Source organism: Anaeromyxobacter sp. (genome assembly GCA_016718565.1).
GTDB lineage: Bacteria > Myxococcota > Myxococcia > Myxococcales > Anaeromyxobacteraceae > JADKCZ01.
Window position 1 is genome coordinate 483,629 of sequence record JADKCZ010000002.1, and the last position, 19,342, is coordinate 502,970.

Consider the following 19,342-nt stretch of genomic DNA (forward strand, 5'->3'; position numbering starts at 1 on the left):
ACGGGAGTCCATGCTAGTCTCCAGCCCTTTTTTATTGCTGCCGGGGGCAGGGGGGGTGCCCACCGCAAATCAGGCTCGTTCATCCAAGAATTCATCCAGCGATTCATCTACTGCCCGCCGGTGGGAGAAACCGGAGGCGCCGCCGAGGGGCTTCACCGAGGCATGGATCGCAGGGCTTCCACACGGGCCGAGCCGCTACGAAGTCGGGGACCCGCGCGCCGGGCCTGTGCATCCGCGTTGCAGCGGAGCCGGGCAAGTCCAAGTCCTGGGTCTGGTACGCGGTGGACGGCGGGAAGCGCCGATGCATCGTGTTCGGCCGGTGGCCCGCCGTCAGCGTGGACCGCGCGCGGCGCTTGCTGGGGGCCAGGAGGCGGGGGGCGGGCCTGGTGGACCCCACCGGCGGCCGAAGGGGGATGCTGGTCGGCCTGGCCGAGAGTTCTTCCGCTCCGGATAAGCCGCGCGCCGCACGCCTGGGCCGATCCATCCTCGACAACTACCTCTTGCCCACCATGGGGTGAAGACTCGACCACAAGGGATGCTTGCCCCGAACTCGCTTGCGATGGCGCGAGGGTTCACGCCGCGGCGGTGCTCCAGATCACCAAGGCGCTTAGCCGGTTTGCGGTGGCAGGGGAGCACCTCGCGGTAGATGTCGCCGCCCCTCTCCGCCCTCAGATGCTCCGCGCCATCACCAATAGCGAACGGGACCGGGTGGTGGAGGCGGATGAGTTGCCGCTCCTGCTCTCTGGCCTGCACCAGCTGGGCGACCCTACCCGCACGCTCCTGCGCTTGCTCCTCGCCACCGGCGTGCGGACGGGGGAGCTCCTCGGCGCATCCCGGTCTGAGTTCGATCTCGAGGCCGCGGTCTGGACGATCCCACCGGAGCGACAGAAGCTGACAAGGGACAAGATCGAGAAGGCCAAGCCCTGGCGCGTACCTCTCGCCCCCTCGGTGGTGGCCCTGCTGAAAAGCCTCAAGAAGCCGGCGCCGAAGTCCAAGTGGGTGCTGCCTCGGCGACTCCAGGGGGCGTCGCGAAGGTGCTCTCCGCCCTGCGCCGGCTCCGGGTCTCGACACGCCACGCGCGCGAGGCGCCGAGGCCAGGAAGGCGGAAGGCCCGGCCGCCCGGGCACGGGTGCCGAGGATGGTGCTCCGGTGGGCAGGTGAACGCCGACTTGCCGCACTTCGGGCTGGGAGGGTGCCCGCTGAGGTGGCGGGCGGTGCCGGCCCACGGATCAAGGGGGTCCGGGCGTCTACGCGGGGGCTACTTCGATCAGCGCAAGAATGGATGGCCCGGTGGGCCTGACGCTGTCGAGGCCGCGGAGGGGAGGAATCCCGGGAAATCATTTCCTTGGGGTGTCGGGGGGGCGGGGTGACCGGGGTGACGCCTTCTGGCCCATGAAGGGCCTTTAGGGGGTGTCACCCCGTCACCCCTGTCACCCCCGGATCTGGCACCCCCCTGCCATGCCCGGCTACCCTCCCACCAATACTCCCAATTAAGAAAGAGAGTGACGGGGTGACGGGGGGGGATCCACAAGGGAAAGGCGTCCCTCCAGCGTCCCCCCCCCCTCGGTGGTGGGGGGTGACGCTTTCCTCCGGGGGTCGGCGTCACCCCAGGCGCTCCGGCCCCTCGCGGTGGGCTGGCGCCGGCCCAATTGAAAGCCTGAAATTCAAGCTATCAGTTCGGGGCAATTTATTGATTTTCGGCCCACTTGACGTTTGCGCTATGTCCCGTAGGGTGGTTGCACTCAAGGTGACCTGTCGATGCAGGCCACCGAACTGCACCCCAGCACGGGAAAGCTGAGTATCCGCGGCAACGGAAGGCGGGACTCCCAAGGCTTCCCAAGGCTGGACCAGGCCATATGGCGGGCGCGCCGGGAGCCAATCCCGGGTGACGCGGACCGTCCTGGTGCAGGGACATATCTCCACGCGGAACCCGAGCCGGCGTGGCGCTCCTCTTCCTCAAGGGACCGCCATGCCTGCCAAGAAGCCCCGCCGCACCACCAACGAGCCGATCACCGTCTACCTCCCGCCCGCCGATCTGGAGGCGCTCCGCGCGTTGCGTGACCGTTCCGGCGTGCCCGTCGCCGTCATGGTTCGCCGCGCAGTCAAGGCCACGCTCGCCACCACCACCGCCGCCGTCGAGGCGCTGACCACCACCCCCTGAACGGCTACGGCCCGCCACCGAGCTCGAATCTCGGAAGCGGGCCGGATGCGCGTCCAGCTGGGGGCTGATCGACAGCGGCATTCTACCCCGCCCGGATGCGCCTCGCCACCGAGGCACACCATCATGGAATGGCTCACGGTTCAGGATCTGACCCAGCGGCTCCGGATCAGCCGCGCCCACCTCTACAATCTGATCAACGCCGGCACCCTCCCGCGCGGCGTGCGGTTCGGGCGCTGCGTCCGGTGGCGGCTCGACATCATCCGCGCCGCCGAGGACCGGCTGGCCGGCCCGCCGGCCGAGGTGGCCCGGTGACGGCCCCCGCGCTGGTAGGCGTCCAGCTGGCCCCCGCCGAGCAACTGCGCGCGGTGCTCGCGCAACTGCTCCAGGCGCTCCGCCGGTGGACCGTCTGGAGGGCGCGTTCCAAGACCGTGGCGGACGGCACCACCAAGATCGACAAGGTCCCCACAGCCCGCACCAACGACCCCACCACCTGGCTCACCCTCGATCAGGCGCTGGCCGAGGCGCCGCCGCCCGGCGCGGGCGGGATCGGCTTCATCCTCACCACGCGCCCGGCGTGGAGGCCGGCGGCGTGTGGGCGGTGGACGTAGACAAGTGCCGGGACGCTGCGACGGGTGTCCTGTCGCCGGTGGGCCGGGCCATCTACGACGCCGCGGCCGGCTGCTACACCGAGACCAGCCCCTCGGGGCGTGGGCTCCGAATCCTCGGGGCCGGCGGCGTACCGGACACCCTCGGTGAGTTCCTGAACCGAGCCGCCGGGGTGGAGTTCTACAAGGGCACCTCCAGCCGCTACGTCACGATCACGGGCGCGATGCTCCAAGGGGCCGGCGCCCTGGCGCCGATGCCGCCGGCTCTCGCGGAGCTCCTCGGCCGGCACACCACCAAGGGCGCCGAGGACAGGCCCGGGACCGCCCCCGCCGCGGCGCCGGTGATGACCGAGGGCGCCCGCATCGCGGTCGAGAACCGTGCCGGCCTGACCAACGACCAGCGCGAATTCGCCCGGGGCGGGGGGCCACCCGGCGACAGGTCCGAATCCCTGTGGGGCATCCAGCGCGCTCTCTCTGAGGCTGGCCTGTCGCCCGTCGAGATCTTCAGCTTCGCCGTGTCCTCTTCCGGGATCTGGCGGGCGGCTCTCTCGAAGCGGAACCATTCGCCACACAAGGCCCGGCAGTTCCTGTGGCCCACCGGGCCGCGCGCAACGAGGACCCGGCCGCCGAGGCGGCTCCGCCCCTCCCCTCGGTGGACACCACCACCGACGACACCACCACCACCGCGGGGGGAGACGACGGGTACGAGTACGGGGGGCACGGCAGGGCGCGGGCGGTGAAGAAGATCGCGTCCAACGTCGCAGCATTCATCCGCAAGGAGTGGGGCCACCGGGTCCGCCACAACGAGCGGCACGGCCGGATCGAGGTGGACGGCCAGCCGTTCCAGCTTCAGGGCCGCGTGCGGAATGACCTGATCCGCTCGATGTGCCGGCGGTTCGGCTGGGATACCGAGCCGAGCCTGGAGATCCTGACGCAGGGGCTGATCGAGGCGGCCGAGGCGGACACCTTCGATCCGGTGGTGGAGTACCTCGACAGCCTGAAGTGGGATGGCCGGGACCGGATCCGCGAGTTCCTCGCCGCCCTCGGGGCCGCCCTCTCCACCCTCACCCTGGCGATCCTGCTGAAGACCTTGATCGCGGCCGTCGCCCGCGCGCGCCGGCCGGGTTGCAAGGCGGAGGTGGTCACGATCTTCGTGGGGCCGCAGGGCGCCGGCAAGTCCATGGCCTGGCGTGTCCTGGCGTCAGCGCCGGAACGGAACAAGGACCCCAGCGCACCGAGCGACATCTTCAGCGACGCGCCCGTGGAGCTCAACGGCAACGACAAGGACTCGTCACTCAAGAGCGTGTCCCCCTGGATCCACGAACTGGCCGAGCTCGCCACCAAGAAGAGCGCGGACAGGGATCAGGTCAAGGCCGCCCTTTCCCAGCAAACGGAAGTCTTCCGCCCACCCTACGGGCGCGAGGTGCAAAGCCGCCCTCGCCGCGGGATCCGGGTGGGCTCCACCAACGAGACCCAGTTTCTGAACGATCCCACCGGCGCCCGGCGGTGGTGGCCGGTGGAGGTGGGCGAGATCGACATCCCTTGGATCATGGCAAACCGGGATCAGCTTTGGGCGCAGGCGGACGCCGCCTTCACGGCGAAGATCGCGTGGTGGTTTGAGCGGGGAGAGCACGCTGAGGAGCTCTCGGAGCGGCATGAGGGGGCTTACGACGCGGACGCGCTGGAGTTGCTCCTTGCGGAGCGGCTCACCCCCGACCTCACCGAGCGGTGGCGTGCGGATGGTGCCGTCCTCGTCGGGGAGGTGGCGCTGGTGGTGGGGATCGACCTCGCCAGGGCGCCGCGCAACGTCCCCAACCGCCTCGGGGACGCCCTGCGCCGCCTCGGCTACCGGCGGACTCAGGTCCGCCGCGGTTCCCAGCGCGTCAAGGCGTGGAAGCACCGGTCCTGGGACTGCGTCACGCCCCCCACCGCCGAGGTTGATCCGCTGGGCTAACCGGCAACCCCTGCCTCGTCTAGGAAGATCCCACCCTGATCGTTTTTCGCTGCATCCCAGCGCCACAAAGAGGAACACGCCATGAAGATGATTCATCCAGATACTGCCGTCGATGAAAGCGCGGCCCGGATCGAGGCGGAGGAGCGGCTTTCCGCCCTCACCGACCAGGGCGCCCGGTTCGTGGGTTGGTGGCCGGCGGCCACCCGGTAGACGAGTCCTTCGCCCGGGCTGGGTATACCGAGGGCTCCGCGCTGATCCTCGCCCAGCGCCCGGACATCCTGGCCGCGGTGGGCGCCCTGCGGGACCGAGACCTGGGGACCGCCCGAACCGACGCCGCCTACCTGCGTCGGGTGACGCTGGCGGTGGCACACGCGGCCCACCGGGATGGGGATCAAAGGGTAGCTCTATCTGCCGTCCGTCTACTCGCGGAGATCGACGGCCACCTCCACCGAGACCCGGCGCTCGACAACGCGCCGGTGGTGAACGTCCAGATCAACTTCGGCCCGGGCGCCTCCACCGACCCGCCCGCGGTGGTGGTGCCCGCCGACCTCGACCCGGTGCTCCGGTGACCAGCCGGCGGCGGGTCCTCCTGGCCGGCGGCGGGGTTCGGGTCTTCGGGCTGGACGATCTGGCCGATGTGCTGGCGGCCGTCCAAGAGGCCCGCGCCACGGCCCCCCGCCGCCCCGTAGCGCCTCCCCCCACCGCCGGTGGGGCCGGTGCCCCCTCCCCGGCCGCCGAGGCCGCTGCTGGCCCACCGGAGCGCCTCCGGTAGCCCCTCCATGCCCGCCGCCGCCCCATACCCTCTGCCCGGCCGCGGCCCGGCCCTGGTCCGCCAGGGCGAGGCGCGGGACCTGCCCGCGGCGGTGGTGGCGGACGGCATGGCGCTTTTGGCGGCTCTTCCCGCCGGGCCGGCGAGGGACGCGGTGCTGGCGGTGGTGAGGATGGCCCGGCCCGATGTCCTGCGCGAGGAGCGGCGGCGCGAGGGCGCGAGGCTGATCGAGCTCTACATGGCGGAGGGCTACCGCCGGCAGGCGGCTCGAGAGAAGGCGGCGCCCGCGGTGGGCGTGAGCGAGGCCGCGCTCCGTGAATGGGGACTGTAGGACCCGGCGAGTTTCTGCACTCCCGGTGGGTGACAACTGAACGCAACCGGGCCGAGTGGCCCACAACCAAGGAGCAACGAATGGATGCGACGTTCACAAAGCGGCTGGAGCGACTGAAGACGCTGAAGCTGGAGCAGGCCGGGCAGGTGGAGAGGCTGGCCGCGGCCCGCGCGGCGGCCGAGGTGGCCCGCACCACCGTCGAGGGGGCCAAGATCAACGAGGTGGTGGAGGGCACCCCCGCCGCGGCCAAGGCGGCCACCGACTCCGCCGCCGCGCTGGAGAAGGCGCTGGAGGCCCGGGACGCCCTGGAGAGCCGCAGCGCGGCGCTGGCCTCCGGCATCGCCCTGCTCAGCGCCGACCTGGCGAAGGCCAGCGGCGCTGAGAAGGCGGCGGTGCAGGCCGCCGAGGTCGAGCGGCTGCGGTCGAAGCTGGCCGCCTCCGCGCCGGTCATCGAGGCGGCGTTGATCGAGGCGGCGTGCCTGTGGATGCTGCGCCAGAGCGGGCCGCTGGACGAGGAGCGCGTCGGCGCCGCCCTCTTCCGCGCGACCGGGATCACCTGGCAGACGCTCCGGGTCCAGGTGAATGCCACCTACGACCGGATCCGCCTGGCCGGCGGCGAGGCCGCGGCGCTGGTGGACGAGGTGGCCCGTGGCGGGTGAAGCGGAGCGGCTGGCCGCCCTCATGGCGGCCCGTGAGGCGGTGGACGCGGCCCGCGCGGCGGCGTGCGATCCCAACCGGCCGGGCGCGGAGCGGGGCCTCGCGCAGGAACTCATGGTTCAGCGCGTGGCCCAGCTGCTGGACCTGGAGGCCCAGGACCCGGTCCGGCTGGCCGAGCAGGCTGCCGAGGCCCAGATGCTGGAGGAGGCGGCGGCCTGGCGCGGCCGGCAGGAAGCCCTGGTGGAGCGCCGCGACAAGTTCCGGGCTCTTCTCAGCGACCCGGCTACCTCCCCGGCTCAGCGGGCGCTGGTCGAGCTCGAACTCGCCGCCCTCCCTCGGGTGGGCTGACCATGGCGGCCCAGCGGCTCGTCCTGACCCAGGCGCAGGCGGATGACCTCCACCGGCGGCTCAAGGGTTACTGCGCCACCGAGGCGGCCAAGTACTACGAGGCCGGCGGCCCGGTGGGCGTCAAGATCGGGGACTTCTGGGTGACGCTCAGCGCCATGCCCCTCGGGGATCTGGTCGAGATCATGGTGGCGGCGGTCCACACCGACATCCGCCGGATGGCGGAGCAGGTGGTGGCCGAGGTGGACGAGTAGATCTCCACCGGCCGCGGCGGGGGCGCTACCCTGCCGCGGCCGAGGTCTAACCAAGGATCTCCAAGTCCACCCTGAATGCCGGTAGGGTTTGCTCTGGGTAGGCGGCTACCAGCCACCAGGAGGGGGGCATCCATGGGCCGATACGTCAGGTGCAACGAATGCCATGGTTCTGGCGCGTTTGCCGAAGAGGGACAGACCTCCAGGCAGCCGTGCCCTTTCTGTAAGTCCACGGGGAGAACCTGGAATAGCGAGTTGGAGTCCATTGAGGGAATGGGCCCGGTGGAAACGAAGGTCATGAAGGCTTGGGAACGATCTGATGAAGTCGTCTGGACAGGGATCGCCCACGTAGTTCAGCGCACGCCGGGAGGCGCTCCCGTGTTCGTGTATCTGTTGCTGCCGGCCATCGGGATGCTTACGGCCGTCTTGCTGGCTTGGCTTCTCTAGCAAGGTGCCGCACAAATGCACTACTGCCCCGGTGGTGGATGAAAGGGGTAGATGTGGAAAAGGCAGGTAGGCCGCTGGCCGCCGAGCCGCTCCGCCGCCCGGAAGAAGGGCCACAGGTCGTCGCCCAGCCTGTAGTGAGTGGCGAGGGGCAGGGCGTGGCAGAGCAGCTTTTCCAGGGCGTGGAGGCAGTACTCTAGATGCGGTTTTTCGAGTCGGTCCTGATCGAAGAAGTGCCTCCGGCCGGCTGCAAACTTGGCCCAATTGTCTAGGGTGTTCCGGTAGGCCGACGCGCGGTCTCCGTGGCCGGCGCGCTCCTGCTCCTCGATGAAGCGGTAGCAGACCCGGATCGCGCCCTCCAGCGCCTCCAGCGCCTCCTTGTCCTGCGTCGTCGCCATGCGGCCCCCTCTCGCCGGCAACGGTAGCACCACCGCCCGACGCGGCCGGTGGGGATGACCGCCCGCCGGTGGGCACCTTGCCCGCTCGCCCGCCGCCCGCCGGTGGAGGAATCCCGGCCGGGCTTTTCGGGCCACAACGGGGAAGGCCCTTGGGTCCCCCGCGGGTCCCATCGGCCCCCACAACCCGAATTCGCGATCCGGCTCCGGGCGCTAGGGTGTCCCCCGCAGATCTTGGGAACCCCCCGATCTTGGCTGAATTTCAAACTTACAGCCGCCCGTCGCTCCGGGCGTTTTCATCTACTGGATGAAAATTTCGGGTTCGTGGCGTGAAAAAGGGGAACCGCTGGTGAGCGATTCCCCTTTGTTTTCCGCTATTAGGCCCGGCCGGGTTCGAACCGGCGACCCCTGCCGTGTCAAGGCAGTGCTCTACCGCTGAGCTACGGGCCTCCTCGACGTCGAGGGGCGCGTTTATAGCGCGATCACCCGGGGAGTCAACGGCTCTCTGGCGCCCGGGCCCGGGCGCGGACGGCCCGGGCGAACACCCCGGCGTACTGCAGCAGCGACACCACCACGCAGGCGGCGGTGAGCAGGCCGGCGGCCGCCAGCCAGGGCGCCAGGGACGGGCGCAGCGACGGCTCGACGTCCCCGGCCAGCGCCCCCACCACCAGCAGGGTGATGGCGAAGGTGGCGTACTTGCCGGCGCGGGTGGGCAGGATGCGGATGCGCGGCCCGATCCCGAGGGCCTGCAGCAGCGCCGCGCCGAGCACCAGCGCCACGTCCCGCCCCACCACCAGCAGCGGCAGCCAGGCCGGCAGCCGCCCGGCCGCGGCCAGCGCCACCAGCGCGCAGAAGGTGAGCAGCTTGTCGGCGATGGGGTCGAGGATCTCGCCGAGGCGGGAGTGCTGCGAGAGCAGGCGCGCCGCCAGCCCGTCGAGCAGGTCGGTGACGGCCGCCGCCGCGAAGACCACCAGCGCCTCCTGGACCCGGCCGACCACGTACAGCCAGAGGAAGACCGGCGCCAGCAGCAGCCGCAGCCCGGTGAGCGCGTTGGGCAGCGTCCACGGGCCGGCGTCGGGTGGGCCGGGTGGCTCACCCTCCCCGGCGCCGGCGCCTAGCGGGCCGCCGCGTCCCGCTGCCGGTTCCACGTCTCCCACTCGTCCTGCGCGGCCAGCGCGAACCGCTCCGGCTCGGCGGGGGTGCCGTCGGCCGCCACCCGCACCTGCATCAGCTCGGTGACCAGCCGCTCCCACTGCTCGCGGGTCACCTCCTGCGGGCCAGCCACCTCGCGGCGCGCCGCCGGGTCGGGGGCCCCGGCGTGGGCCGGGCGCGGGATGGGCCCGGCCGCCACCGCCACCGTGCCGCTGTAGACCCGCACCACCACGCTGCGGTCCTTGCTGGCGTCCACCCGGAAGGTGGTGCCGCGCACGCCGGCCACGGCGTTCTCCGTCTTGACCTCGAAGCGGGCCTCGCCGCCCAGGGCCTTGGTGACGTTGGCCCAGACGTTGCCCACCCGGAGCTTGGCCGAGACCTTGCGGTCGTCGGGCGAGGCCCCGAAGGCGGCGGCGTCCAGCTCCACCTTGGAGAGCGGGCCGAGGCGCAGCACGCTCTGGTCGCTCAGGCGGAGCTCCAGGCGGGTGCGCCGGGCGGTCTCGATGACGTCGCCCTGGAAGACGGCGCTCCCCAGCGCCAGCGGCTGGCGGGCGCCGCCCTGCAGGCGGGTGGCCTGGCCGGCCAGGAAGGTGATGGCGCCGGCCGGCGCGGGCTCCTCGGCGTGGACGGCCGCGGCGCCCAGGGCCAGGGCGGCGAGCGCGGCGACGGCGGTGGCGCGGGCGCGGGCGGTCACTTCAGCTCCACCTCGACGGCGTTGGGCGTCACCTTGCGGACCTTGCAGGCGTAGCCGGGGAACTTGCGGGTGGCCAGGTCGGTGGCGAAGCCCTCGGCGGTCCCGGCCAGCGAGACGTCGAGCTCGGCCCGGCCGTCCTCCACCGACCGCTGCTGCACGTCCTTGACCCCCTTGATCGAGGCCAGCAGCACGGCCTTGAAGCCGGCCAGGCGGGCGTAGTCGTCGACCCCCCTGACCACCAGCGCGACGCGCCGGACGCCCGACTGCTCGCGCGCCCAGACCCGGCCGATCTTGGCGAACAGGTCGCGCGCCAGCTGGCGGCCGCCCTCGGAGAGGGCGTTGCGCCCGGCGGTGGTCTGCTCGAACCCCTTGCCGGCGGCGCCGGTGAACTCGGCCGCGGCGATCACCTCGCCGGTGTCGGTGCGGACGGCGCGCGCCGAGACGTTGGCCACCGCCGAGTAGAAGGTGCCGTTGTCGATGGCGATCTCGCCGAGCGGCTTGGCCACGGCCCGGCCCACCACCACCACCTCGGCCCCCACCTTGAGGCCGATCTCGCGGGCCTTCTGCACGTTGGGATCGGCGCCGATGGCCTCCAGCGTCACCTTGCCGGTGAGGACCTCGGGGTCGATGAAGGTGAACCCGGACTTCTCCATCCGGTCCATGAAGGCGTTCTCCATCACCCGCAGGTCGGCGCCGTTGCCGCCGCCCTGCCACCAGCCGGTGGCCTGGCTGGCGGTGATGGACTGCTCGGCGATGAGGGCCATGACCCGCGGCATGCCGGCGCGCCGGTAGGCGATGCCGAAGGCCATCAGGTCCTCGTCCAGCTTGGCCTCCGAGACCTCGCAGCGCAGCCGCGTCACCCAGACGTTCCCGTCCTGCTTGTCCTCCAGCACGGTGAACTTGCGGACGTAGCCCTCGGAGTGGGCGAAGACCTTGTCGGAGAGCAGCTGCGACTGGTCGGTCTCGGTGGAGGCGCTCACCACCGTGGTGGCCACCTGCTGCACGCAGGAGCGCAGGGCGTCGTCCTTGGCGGCGGCGCGGGCCGCCAGCAGGTCGTCGGCCACGGCGCCCTGGCCGGTGGCTTCGGCGGTCCTGGTCGCCTCCTCGGCGAGCGGGAGCGCTGGGGCCATGGCGAGCAGCATCGACGTGAGGATTCGCTTCATGGTGGGGACTCCCCGGCTAGTCGGTGAGGATGACGACGCGCCCCTCGGCCAGGAACGCCGGGCGGGCGGCCAGCGTGGCGGCGTCGGCGGCGCCGAGCACCAGGTCGGCGCCCTGGGCGCGCAGCGCCTTGAGCACCAGCGGCCGGTCGCCGACCCGGGCGGCCAGGTCCCGCCTGGCGGCGGCCAGGCCGGGCGCGTAGGCGGCCACCCCGGTGGCCCGGCGGGCGGCCTCGCCCAGCGAGGCGGCGCCGTAGAGCTCCTGGCCGGCCTCGTCGAGCAGGCGGGGCGCCAGGGCCGGCGCCACCTTCAGGCCGGCCGCGTCCACCACCAGCGAGGTGGGGCCGGCCGGGGCCGGGGCGGCGGCGGCCCGGGGCAGCACCGCCTCGGCCACCCCGTCGAGCGCCACCTCCACGTCGAGCTCCACGCCGCCGTCGGAGTAGTAGCGCCTGCCGGTCTCGCGGAAGCCGCGGATGGTGCCCTCCACCGCCCCCCTCACCGCGGCGTCGGCGCCCATGGCCGCGCCCACGGTCTGGCCGGCGCTGATGGCCACGCCCTTGGTGACCTCCAGGCAGCGCCTCAGCGCGTCGAGCCGAGCGGCCTTCTCGGCGCCGAGGCGCGCCACCGCGGCGTTGCCGGCGGCGTCCTTCAGGTTGGCGGCGCCGGCGCCGGTGCACTTCACCACCCGCCGCTGCCAGTCGACCGCGCCGGGGTCGGCCCGGGCCGTGAGCGACAGCGTCGCGAGCGCGACGACGAGGACGATTCGCATTGGGGGGCTTCCTCCCTCGGGACGGACCGGCGGACCGGGCGGAAAATTCTAGCACCGCCGGTGCCTCCGCGGTGGGGCGGTCGGACCTCCGGTCTGGCCTACCTCCGCCTACCCACATGTCCCAGGGGCACGGCCAGGCCCCCGGACGCGCTGCGTCGAGCCCGGTCACCCGCGGCCGGCCGCTACCAGGCGTCGCGCCGGGCCCGCAGCGCCACGACGGCCTGCGGATCGGGCGCCCGCAGGAAGGGGTTGACCACCCGCTCCTCCGCCAGCGTGGCCGGGTCGGGCTCGAGCCCGGCCGCCCGCGCCGCCTGCACCGCCGCCAGGCGGGCCCGGGCCGGGGCGTTGTCCGGCTCGAGCGCCAGGACGAACGCCAGGTTGGCCTCGGCGTAGTCGTGGCCCGGCTGCACCAGGAGCCCGCCGTCCAGCCGGGCCAGCGGACCGAGGAGGCTCTCCGCCAGGGCGCCGACGTCGCCCCCGTGGCGGCAGTTGCCGCAGCCCCCGGTGAAGAGGGTGTCGCCGGTGAGCAGGTGGCCGGCCCACTCCAGCAGCACCGAGCCCGGGGTGTGCCCCGGCACGTGGTGGACGCGCAGCGCCAGGGCCCCGAGCGAGAGCGCGGCGCGGCCGGCCAGGTCCTCCTGCGGCGCGAACCAGCGGGCGTCGCCGCCGTGGCCCAGCACCCGGGCGCCGAGCCTGGCGGCCACCGCGACGGTGCCGCCGCTGTGGTCGGCGTGCCCGTGGGTGTGCAGGACCCATCGGGGCGCGGCGCCCAGGTCGGCCGCCAGCGCCAGCGCCACCGCCGCGTCGCCCGGGTCCACCAGCGCGGCGTCGCCGCCGGCCTCCAGCAGGTAGACGTAGTTGGTGGCGCCGAAGCGGCGGCGAGAGAGGCGCGGCGTCACGGGGCGTCGTCCGGGTGGTGGGAGAGGCCGACGCGGTTCCCCTCGGGGTCGCGCAGGTAGAGCGTCCAGCGGGTCCGGTGGACCACCGGGACCCCCAGGTCCGCCAGCCGTGCCTCCCAGGCCGGCCGCGAGGTGGGTGGAATGCGCAGCGCCACCAGGTGCAGGCCGGGCCGCCCGTCGCGCCACGCCGACACCTCGGGCGCCTGGTCGGCCCGCTCCAGCGCCAGGAAGGCGCCGCCCTCGAGCGACAGCCAGACGCTCCGGTCGCCGCCCTCCGGCAGGGGCCAGCGGCGCGCCACCTCGAGCCCCAGCACCTCGCGGTAGAAGCGCTCGCAGGCGGCGAGGTCGTGGCACTGGAGGGCGACGTGGTGGAGCGCCGGGGTCACGGGGCGGGGAGTCTACGCGGCGGCGCGCACCCGGCGCCACCGCGGCGGGGCGCCCGGCCGGCGGGCAGGCCGCCTGGCCACCCGGGCGCTGGGTCCGCGCCGCCGGCCCCGGCGCGCGTGCTAGCATCCGGCCCGTGTCGACCCCGCTCGCCGGAAAGCGGCTCCTGCTGATCGTCGAGGATGCGGTCCTGGCCGCGCTGCTGGCCGAGGCCGCCAGCCGCCTGGGCGCGGAGGCCACCGTCGCGCCCACCGGCCGCGCCGCCCTGGAGGCCCTGGCCCGCCCGCCCCTGCCCGGCGCCGCCGTGCTCGACCTGCCCCTGCCCGACGTGCGCGGCAGCGAGGTCCTGGCGGCGCTCAGGCGCGCCGGCGTGCCGGTGGTGGCCATCTCGGGTGCCTTCCGCGGACCGCAGGCCGCCGGCGAGGTGCTGCGCGCCGGCGCGGCCGACTTCTTCGAGAAGCCCTTCCCGGTGCTGGCGCTGATGGCGCGGGTGGCGCGGCTCATGGGCGAGGCCCTGCCGGGGCTCGGCGAGCCGGAGGACGAGGTGACGGGCGCCATCCCGCTGGGGCCGGGCCCCGGCGGCGGGCTCGACGACGCCCCGTTCCTGGCGCTGACCGACGACGACCAGGTCCACGAGCCGCCCCCGGCCACCGGCGCGGACGCGCTGGCCAGCCCCCTGCCGGCCCCGCCGCGCCAGCCGGCGCCCGCCGGCTCCGCCCTGGCGCCGCCCGGGCCGCCACCTCGCCGCGGCGATCTCGGCCAGGCCAGCGTGCCGCGCCTGCTGGTGGCCCTGCACGTGGCCCAGGCCACCGGGGCGCTGACGGTGCGCCGCGGCCCGGTCAAGAAGATCCTGCTGCTGGAGAAGGGGGCGCCGATCTACGCGGCGTCCAACGTGGCGGGGGAGCGCCTCGGCGCCATCTGCGTGCGGCGCGGGGTCATCGCGGCCGACGCCCTGCTGGCGCTGCGTCGCGCCGACCCGGCGGCCCGCACCGCCGACCTGCTGCTGGCGGCCCGCGCCCTGACGCCGGCCCGCCGGGCCGAGCTCACCAGCGCCCAGGTCCGGGCCATCGCCTGGTCCACCTTCGAGTGGCGCGACGGCGAGTACGACTTCCAGCTGGCCCGGCCGCCGGCCGGCCTGCTGCAGCTGGGGCTGTCGATGGCCGACCTGCTGCTGGAGGGGCTGGTGCGGGCCTCGACCCTGCCCACCCTGCTGGCCGAGCTGCCGCGCGACCTGCACCTGGCCCCCTCGCCCGCGCCGGCCTTCGAGCTCTACGCCCTGGGGCTCCGCCCGGCCGAGGCCCACCTGCTCTCGCTGTGCGACGGCACCAAGAGCGTGCAGGACCTGGCGGCGCTGGCGCGGGTGCCGGAGCGCGAGGCCCTGGCCTTCCTGCAGGCCCTGCGGGTGATGCGGGTGCTGGAGAGCGTGGAGAGCGTGCTGGCGGGCACCCGGCGCATCGGCTTCATGTGAGCGCGCCGGCGGGCCGGGCCCCGTGTTCGGCACGCCGCTTGCGGTGAGCGTGGCGGGGCGGCTATACATCGCGCCCCTTCGCCCCCGCCCGGCCCTTTTCGGCCCGAGGCCGGACCTCACGTCAGGACCCCATGATCGCCCGCGAGAAGATCCGCAACGTCGCCATCGTCGCCCACGTCGACCACGGCAAGACCACGCTCGTCGACTACATGCTGCGCCAGGCCGGCACCTTCCGCACCAACGAGACCATGGTCGACCGGGTCATGGACTCCAACGACCTGGAGCGCGAGAAGGGCATCACCATCCTCGCCAAGAACACCGCGGTGAACTGGAAGGGCATCAAGATCAACATCGTGGACACGCCCGGCCACGCCGACTTCGGCGGCGAGGTGGAGCGCGCCCTGCGGCTGGTGGACGGCGTGCTCCTGCTGGTGGACGCCGCCGAGGGGCCGCTGCCCCAGACCCGCTTCGTGCTCTCCAAGGCCCTGGCCATGGGCCTGCCGTCGGTGCTGGTGGTCAACAAGGTGGACCGCCAGGACGCCCGCGCCAAGGAGGTGCTGGACCTGGTCTACTCGCTCTACATCGACCTGGGCGCCAACGAGCACCAGATCGACTTCCCGGTCATCTACGCCATCGCCCGCGAGGGCAAGGCGGGCCACACCGTGGAGGGCGCCTTCGAGGCCGACTCGCTCAAGCCGCTCTTCGACGCCATCCTCTCCCACATCCCGCACCCGCCGGCCGGCGACGCCACCCACGTCCAGATGCTCATCGACAACCTGGACTACGACGAGTACGTGGGGCGCCTCGCCATCGGCCGCATCAACTCCGGCGTGCTGCACGAGGGCGACCAGATCGCCGTCATCCGCGAGGAGGGCAAGATCGTCCCGGCCAAGGTGGTGCGGCTCTACGTCTACGACGGCCTGAAGCGGGTCGAGGTGAAGGACGCCGGGCCGGGCGAGATCGTGTGCATCGCCGGCGCCGAGGAGATCGGCATCGGCGACACCATCGCCGACCTGGCCAACCCGGTGGCGCTCCCGCGCATCAGCGTGGAGGAGCCCACCATGTCGATGGTCTTCAAGGTGAACGACGGCCCCTTCGCCGGCAAGGAGGGCAAGTACGTCACCAGCCGCAACATCCGCGAGCGGCTCTACCGCGAGGCCTACAAGAACGTCTCCATCCGGGTGGAGGACACCGAGACCCCCGACGCCTTCAAGGTGGTGGGGCGCGGCGAGCTGCAGCTGGCGGTCATCGTGGAGAACATGCGCCGCGAGGGCTACGAGCTGACGGTCTCCAACCCGGAGCCCATCCTCAAGAAGATCAACGGCGAGACGCACGAGCCCATGGAGCTGCTGGTGTGCGACCTGCCCACCGACGGCGTGGGCGGCGTGACCCAGTCGATGGGCACGCGCAAGGGGCGCATGGTGGACATGCAGCCCATGGGCAGCCACCGCACCCGCCTGCAGTTCCGGGTGCCGGCGCGCGGCCTGATCGGCTTCCGCGGCGAGTTCCTCACCCTGACCCGCGGCGAGGGCATCATGTCGTCGCAGTTCGACGGCTACGAGCCGTGGCAGGGCGCCATCCAGAAGCGCAAGAACGGCGCCATCGTGGCCGACCGCGTCGGCGAGGTGGTGGCCTACGCGGCCAACTACTGCCAGGAGCGCGGCTCGCTCTTCGTCAAACCGGGCGACGCCGTCTACCCGGGCATGATCGTGGGCGAGCACAGCCACGAGGGCGATCTCGACTACAACATCTGCAAGGAGAAGAAGCTCACCAACATCCGCGCCGCCGGCCGCGACGAGAACGTCATGCTGACCCCGCCCCGCGAGATGGGGCTGGAGATCGCGCTGGAGTGGATCGCCGAGGACGAGCTGGTGGAGGCGACGCCCAAGTCGATCCGCCTGCGCAAGAAGTACCTGGAGCAGACGCTGCGCTACAAGGCGGAGCGCGACCGGAAGAAGGGGCTGGCCTCGCCGTAGCAGGTCGGCGCCGTCCCGGCGCCCAACCGGCCAGGCGTTCCAGCACCAGGGGCCCCGCACCGGGGCCCCTTCGTCGTTCCGGGCCCGAGGTCGTCAGGGCCGCCCCTCACCCCGGCCCTCTCCCCGGAGGGGAGAGGGAGCAGACGCTCGGAACTCCCTCTCCCCAAGCTGGCTGGGGGAGCGGGTTGGGATGAGGGGGCGCGGTCAGGGATGGGTTGCGGCCGGCTCGGCGCCGCCTGGTCCCTCCTCCTCGTTGGGCCTGCCCGAGAGCACTCGGACCACCTCGGGCAGCACGAAGACGTTCGGCACGTCCTTGGCCGCCCTGCTGCGCTCGCGCCGCTCCCCTGCGATGGTCGCCACCAGCTCCCCGGCCTGGAGCCGGAGGCGCTGGACTCGCGGCCAGGGGACTGCGCCGTCCGCCTCGGTGAGCGCCGCACGGACACCCACGGAAGGGAAGACCAGCCCGGCGCTGCTCAGGACCACGGACGATCCGAAGCGGAGCGACTCGCCGGCGCGGACGCGCCGGACGAACTCGGCGGTCAGCCGCGCCGAGGTCCTTTCGACCAGCGCCTCCAGGGCCGCGACGGTCCCCAGGTCGTCGTCGTCGAGCTCGAGCTGACCTCCACGACCCACCACCCGCAGCTTCAGCTCGGGCGGCGCCGCCTCGGTCAGCCCTCCGACCGCCAGGCCGATCGCCAGCCCCGCCAGGCCGCCGCCGTGGAGGTGGAGCGAGGTCTTCTTCGCCGAGAACCAGACCTCCTGCACCTCGCCCCAGTCGATGCGGGAGGCGCCGCGCCGGGTCCGGAGCTCCACCCCGGCCTGGTCGATCACCACCACCCGTGCCAGCTCGGCGCGGAAGCGGCGGACGATCCAGATGAGCCACCAGGCGGCGGCCGCCGCCAGGGTGACCGACAGGGCCATCACGAAGCCCAGGGAGGTGCCGGCACCCCAGGACTCGGGGGGCAGGGCCGGGCCCACGACCGCAAGCCCCGCGGCGACCGGCGTGTGGAGCAGCACGAGCTGGACACGGGGGCCGAGCGCCCGCCGGAACGTGCGCGGGGGCTGGCCGGGCGGGAGGGGGGCCGCGCTGGCGGCTGGGAAGGGCACGGTCGGAGATCCTCCCTCGGGTGGAGCAGGGCCACGCCGCGCCGGCGTGTCACGCGGAGTGCCCGCACCGCGAGCAGACCGAGTGTAGCCGACTTCTCGGGCGGCCACCGCCGATCCGGCCCTCCCCGCCCCCCCCCCAACGACGAAGGGCCCCGCGGTGGGGCCCCTCGTTCTCGTGCGGACTTCTGGTCGGCGCGGAGCGCCGACCGGTTAGACCTTCGGCTTGGACCGCTCGCGGGTCACCTGCTTCTGCTTGGCGCGGGGCTGGCCCTTGGCCGCGGTGTCGATGAACACCAGGCCGTCGGCGTGGCCCGGCACGGCGCCGGTCACCAGCAGGACGTTCTTCTCGGGCACCAGGCCGACCACGTAGAGGTTCTGGACGGTGATGTTCTCGACGCCGTAGTGACCCGGCATGTGCTTGTTCTTCCACACCTTGCCCGGCGTCTTGCGCTGGCCGATGGCGCCCGGGTGGCGGTGGTGCTCGTGCGCCGTGGAGGAGTCGCGGGCCGCGCCCTTCATGCCCCAGCGCTTGAAGACGCCGGCGAAGCCGCGCCCCTTGCTGATGCCGGTGACGTCGATGCGCTGGTTGTCCTTGAAGACCTTGTCCACCGTGAGGACGTCGCCGGCCTTCAGATCGCCGAGCACCTTGGCGTCCTTGACCCGGACCTCCTTGAGGTGGCGAAACAGGCTGGTGCCGGCCTTCTTGAAGACCCCGACCTCCGCCTTGGAGATGCGGTGGGCGTGCTTCTCGTCGACCGGGCCGAACCCGAGCACGACGGCGTCGTAGCCGTCCTGCTCCTTGGTCTTGCGCCGGATGACCGTGCAGGGACCCGCCTCGAGGATGGTGACCGCGATGCAGTCGCCCTCGGGGGTGAAGATCTGGGTCATCCCCACCTTCTTCGCCAAAAGACCAGTCGCCATGTGTGGACCTCGCAGTGGTCCGCCGCGCGCCGGAAGCGGGCGCGGAGGACGTGCCGTTGTGAAGGGGGCGGTATGTACAGGTCCCAGGAACTGCTGTCAAGCCGCGGGGATGGAGAGCAGGTAGCCCTGCGGTCCGGCCTGCAACCCTCCGCCGAGCGCGGCGGCGATGCGCCGGATGGCCGGCAGTGAGAGGGCCCTGCCCTGCTGGTCCGACGGATCCCCCTTCCGGGGGTCATGCAGCGCCCTGACCGGAGCACCGCTCACCAGCACCTCCGCCCGGCCTCCCGCCAGGCGTGCCACCAGGCGCACCTCCGGCACCTCGGCGCCGGCCACCGCCACCAGCCCCTCCAGCGCCCGCTGCAGCAGCAGTCGGTCGGCCTGGATCGCCAGGCCGGGAGGGACCTCCTGCTGCACCGGCGGGTGGCCTGCCGGAAGCCGCTCGAGGGCAGCCGCCAGGACCTCGACCAGCAGCAGCCGCTCTGGCCTGAGCGGGTACTCCCCGGTGTCGAGCCGCTCGGCGAGCAGGTGGTCCTCCAGCAAGGTCCGCACCTTGCCCACCGATCGGAGGCAGATGGCGGCCAGCTTCTCCCCCCTCGCCCCGCCCCGCTCGGCGGACGGGATACGGGTCAGGAGCTCCGCCGTCCAGAGCGCGGTCGAGAGCGGGTTCCGCACCTCGTGGGCCACGAACCCGAGGTGGCGCTCGCGGTCGCTGGCCGGGCCGGAGGGCTCCTCCTCGCCGTTCAGCACCTGGTCGGTGGTGTCGCTCATCGGTGGCTGGTCCAGGGAACGAGGGACATCCGACCCCATCCGCGACAACCTGGACAGGCCGCCTTCCTTTGGCAAGAGGCTGCAGTTGTTTCAGCCTCATTTTCGGAAGTTCTTACAGCCGCAAGCCCCCTC

General features: G+C 72.9%; 21 protein-coding genes and 1 tRNA gene. 11 read left to right on the forward strand and 11 right to left on the reverse strand.

Annotated features, from left to right (window positions below; all coding sequences use genetic code 11):
- Positions 1–162 precede the first annotated feature (162 nt).
- The 9 genes from IPO09_09030 (at position 163) to IPO09_09070 (ending at position 7,076) form a co-directional block, all read left to right on the forward strand.
- Entirely contained in the window at positions 163–1,161 is a 999-nt protein-coding gene (locus tag IPO09_09030) for a tyrosine-type recombinase/integrase (protein ID MBK9517480.1), read from the forward strand.
- Positions 1,162–1,969: 808 nt separating this feature from the next.
- The gene (locus IPO09_09035; GenBank protein MBK9517481.1) at positions 1,970–2,161 is read left to right on the forward strand and encodes a ribbon-helix-helix protein, CopG family; all 192 of its coding nucleotides are present in this window, start codon (positions 1,970–1,972) and stop codon (positions 2,159–2,161) included.
- Positions 2,162–2,284: 123 nt separating this feature from the next.
- The gene (locus IPO09_09040) at positions 2,285–2,473 is read left to right on the forward strand and encodes a helix-turn-helix domain-containing protein (protein MBK9517482.1); all 189 of its coding nucleotides are present in this window, start codon (positions 2,285–2,287) and stop codon (positions 2,471–2,473) included.
- Entirely contained in the window at positions 2,470–2,769 is a 300-nt protein-coding gene (locus IPO09_09045) for a hypothetical protein (GenBank protein MBK9517483.1), read from the forward strand. Before IPO09_09040 ends, IPO09_09045 begins: the two co-directional genes overlap by 4 nt.
- 649 nt (positions 2,770–3,418) lie before the next feature.
- Positions 3,419–4,720, forward strand: a complete 1,302-nt coding sequence (locus IPO09_09050; GenBank protein ID MBK9517484.1) for a hypothetical protein — start codon at positions 3,419–3,421, stop codon at positions 4,718–4,720.
- 779 nt (positions 4,721–5,499) lie between these two features.
- The gene (locus tag IPO09_09055) at positions 5,500–5,820 is read left to right on the forward strand and encodes a hypothetical protein (GenBank protein MBK9517485.1); all 321 of its coding nucleotides are present in this window, start codon (positions 5,500–5,502) and stop codon (positions 5,818–5,820) included.
- Positions 5,821–5,900: 80 nt separating this feature from the next.
- Positions 5,901–6,479, forward strand: coding sequence for a hypothetical protein (locus IPO09_09060; GenBank protein ID MBK9517486.1), 579 nt, complete (start codon positions 5,901–5,903; stop codon positions 6,477–6,479).
- Positions 6,480–6,501: 22 nt separating this feature from the next.
- Positions 6,502–6,825: a hypothetical protein gene (locus IPO09_09065; protein ID MBK9517487.1), complete on the forward strand. Its 324-nt coding sequence runs from the start codon at positions 6,502–6,504 to the stop codon at positions 6,823–6,825.
- Positions 6,826–6,827: 2 nt separating this feature from the next.
- A complete protein-coding gene (locus IPO09_09070) occupies positions 6,828–7,076 on the forward strand; it encodes a hypothetical protein (GenBank protein ID MBK9517488.1) in 249 nt (82 codons plus the stop codon).
- 464 nt (positions 7,077–7,540) lie between these two features.
- Here IPO09_09070 and IPO09_09075 read toward each other — a convergent pair whose 3' ends face one another.
- The 8 genes from IPO09_09075 to IPO09_09110 form a co-directional block, all read right to left on the reverse strand.
- Positions 7,541–7,915: a hypothetical protein gene (locus IPO09_09075; GenBank protein MBK9517489.1), complete on the reverse strand. Its 375-nt coding sequence runs from the start codon at positions 7,913–7,915 to the stop codon at positions 7,541–7,543.
- A 375-nt stretch (positions 7,916–8,290) separates the two neighbouring features.
- Positions 8,291–8,362: transfer RNA gene (locus IPO09_09080), tRNA-Val, on the reverse strand.
- Between the two features lie 44 nt (positions 8,363–8,406).
- Positions 8,407–9,060 (reverse strand): CDP-alcohol phosphatidyltransferase family protein, encoded by a 654-nt coding sequence (locus tag IPO09_09085; protein ID MBK9517490.1) that lies wholly within the window; start codon positions 9,058–9,060, stop codon positions 8,407–8,409.
- Positions 9,027–9,758 (reverse strand): FecR domain-containing protein, encoded by a 732-nt coding sequence (locus IPO09_09090; GenBank protein ID MBK9517491.1) that lies wholly within the window; start codon positions 9,756–9,758, stop codon positions 9,027–9,029. Before IPO09_09090 ends, IPO09_09085 begins: the two co-directional genes overlap by 34 nt.
- Positions 9,755–10,921 carry a hypothetical protein gene (locus IPO09_09095; protein ID MBK9517492.1) on the reverse strand — a complete coding sequence of 389 codons (1,167 nt, stop codon included), beginning with the start codon at positions 10,919–10,921 and terminating at the stop codon, positions 9,755–9,757. Before IPO09_09095 ends, IPO09_09090 begins: the two co-directional genes overlap by 4 nt.
- Positions 10,922–10,937: 16 nt before the next feature.
- A complete protein-coding gene (locus IPO09_09100; GenBank protein ID MBK9517493.1) occupies positions 10,938–11,687 on the reverse strand; it encodes a hypothetical protein in 750 nt (249 codons plus the stop codon).
- A 182-nt stretch (positions 11,688–11,869) separates the two neighbouring features.
- A complete protein-coding gene (locus tag IPO09_09105; GenBank protein MBK9517494.1) occupies positions 11,870–12,586 on the reverse strand; it encodes an MBL fold metallo-hydrolase in 717 nt (238 codons plus the stop codon).
- Entirely contained in the window at positions 12,583–12,972 is a 390-nt protein-coding gene (locus tag IPO09_09110; protein ID MBK9517495.1) for a VOC family protein, read from the reverse strand. The genes IPO09_09105 and IPO09_09110 overlap by 4 nt, the downstream gene beginning before the upstream one ends.
- 125 nt (positions 12,973–13,097) lie before the next feature.
- On the opposite strand from IPO09_09110, the gene IPO09_09115 reads away from it, so the two are divergent.
- Together IPO09_09115 and typA are read left to right on the forward strand one after the other, a co-directional pair.
- On the forward strand, positions 13,098–14,438 hold the full coding sequence (locus IPO09_09115; protein MBK9517496.1) for a response regulator: 1,341 nt from the start codon (positions 13,098–13,100) through the stop codon (positions 14,436–14,438).
- Between the two features lie 131 nt (positions 14,439–14,569).
- On the forward strand, positions 14,570–16,414 hold the full coding sequence (gene typA / locus IPO09_09120) for a translational GTPase TypA (protein MBK9517497.1): 1,845 nt from the start codon (positions 14,570–14,572) through the stop codon (positions 16,412–16,414).
- A 204-nt stretch (positions 16,415–16,618) separates the two neighbouring features.
- Here the strand turns inward: typA and IPO09_09125 are convergent, their stop codons facing one another.
- The 3 genes from IPO09_09125 to IPO09_09135 form a co-directional block, all read right to left on the reverse strand.
- Entirely contained in the window at positions 16,619–17,521 is a 903-nt protein-coding gene (locus IPO09_09125; protein ID MBK9517498.1) for a hypothetical protein, read from the reverse strand.
- Between the two features lie 210 nt (positions 17,522–17,731).
- Entirely contained in the window at positions 17,732–18,442 is a 711-nt protein-coding gene (rplC, locus tag IPO09_09130; GenBank protein MBK9517499.1) for a 50S ribosomal protein L3, read from the reverse strand.
- Positions 18,443–18,538: 96 nt separating this feature from the next.
- Positions 18,539–19,210, reverse strand: coding sequence for a sensor histidine kinase (locus IPO09_09135; GenBank protein MBK9517500.1), 672 nt, complete (start codon positions 19,208–19,210; stop codon positions 18,539–18,541).
- Between the last annotated feature and the right edge of the window lie 132 nt (positions 19,211–19,342).

Excerpts from the sequence above, each read along its gene's own strand:
- IPO09_09030 (MBK9517480.1), top strand. The coding sequence starts at position 163 with ATGGATCGCAGGGCTTCCACACGGGCCGAGCCGCTACGAAGTCGGGGA.
- IPO09_09035 (MBK9517481.1), top strand. The coding sequence starts at position 1,970 with ATGCCTGCCAAGAAGCCCCGCCGCACCACCAACGAGCCGATCACCGTC.
- IPO09_09040 (MBK9517482.1), top strand. The coding sequence starts at position 2,285 with ATGGAATGGCTCACGGTTCAGGATCTGACCCAGCGGCTCCGGATCAGC.
- IPO09_09055 (MBK9517485.1), top strand. The coding sequence starts at position 5,500 with ATGCCCGCCGCCGCCCCATACCCTCTGCCCGGCCGCGGCCCGGCCCTG.
- IPO09_09060 (MBK9517486.1), top strand. The coding sequence starts at position 5,901 with ATGGATGCGACGTTCACAAAGCGGCTGGAGCGACTGAAGACGCTGAAG.
- IPO09_09065 (MBK9517487.1), top strand. The coding sequence starts at position 6,502 with ATGGCGGCCCGTGAGGCGGTGGACGCGGCCCGCGCGGCGGCGTGCGAT.
- IPO09_09070 (MBK9517488.1), top strand. The coding sequence starts at position 6,828 with ATGGCGGCCCAGCGGCTCGTCCTGACCCAGGCGCAGGCGGATGACCTC.
- IPO09_09075 (MBK9517489.1), bottom strand. The coding sequence starts at position 7,915 with ATGGCGACGACGCAGGACAAGGAGGCGCTGGAGGCGCTGGAGGGCGCG.
- IPO09_09095 (MBK9517492.1), bottom strand. The coding sequence starts at position 10,921 with ATGAAGCGAATCCTCACGTCGATGCTGCTCGCCATGGCCCCAGCGCTC.
- IPO09_09100 (MBK9517493.1), bottom strand. The coding sequence starts at position 11,687 with ATGCGAATCGTCCTCGTCGTCGCGCTCGCGACGCTGTCGCTCACGGCC.
- typA (MBK9517497.1), top strand. The coding sequence starts at position 14,570 with ATGATCGCCCGCGAGAAGATCCGCAACGTCGCCATCGTCGCCCACGTC.
- rplC (MBK9517499.1), bottom strand. The coding sequence starts at position 18,442 with ATGGCGACTGGTCTTTTGGCGAAGAAGGTGGGGATGACCCAGATCTTC.
- IPO09_09135 (MBK9517500.1), bottom strand. The coding sequence starts at position 19,210 with ATGAGCGACACCACCGACCAGGTGCTGAACGGCGAGGAGGAGCCCTCC.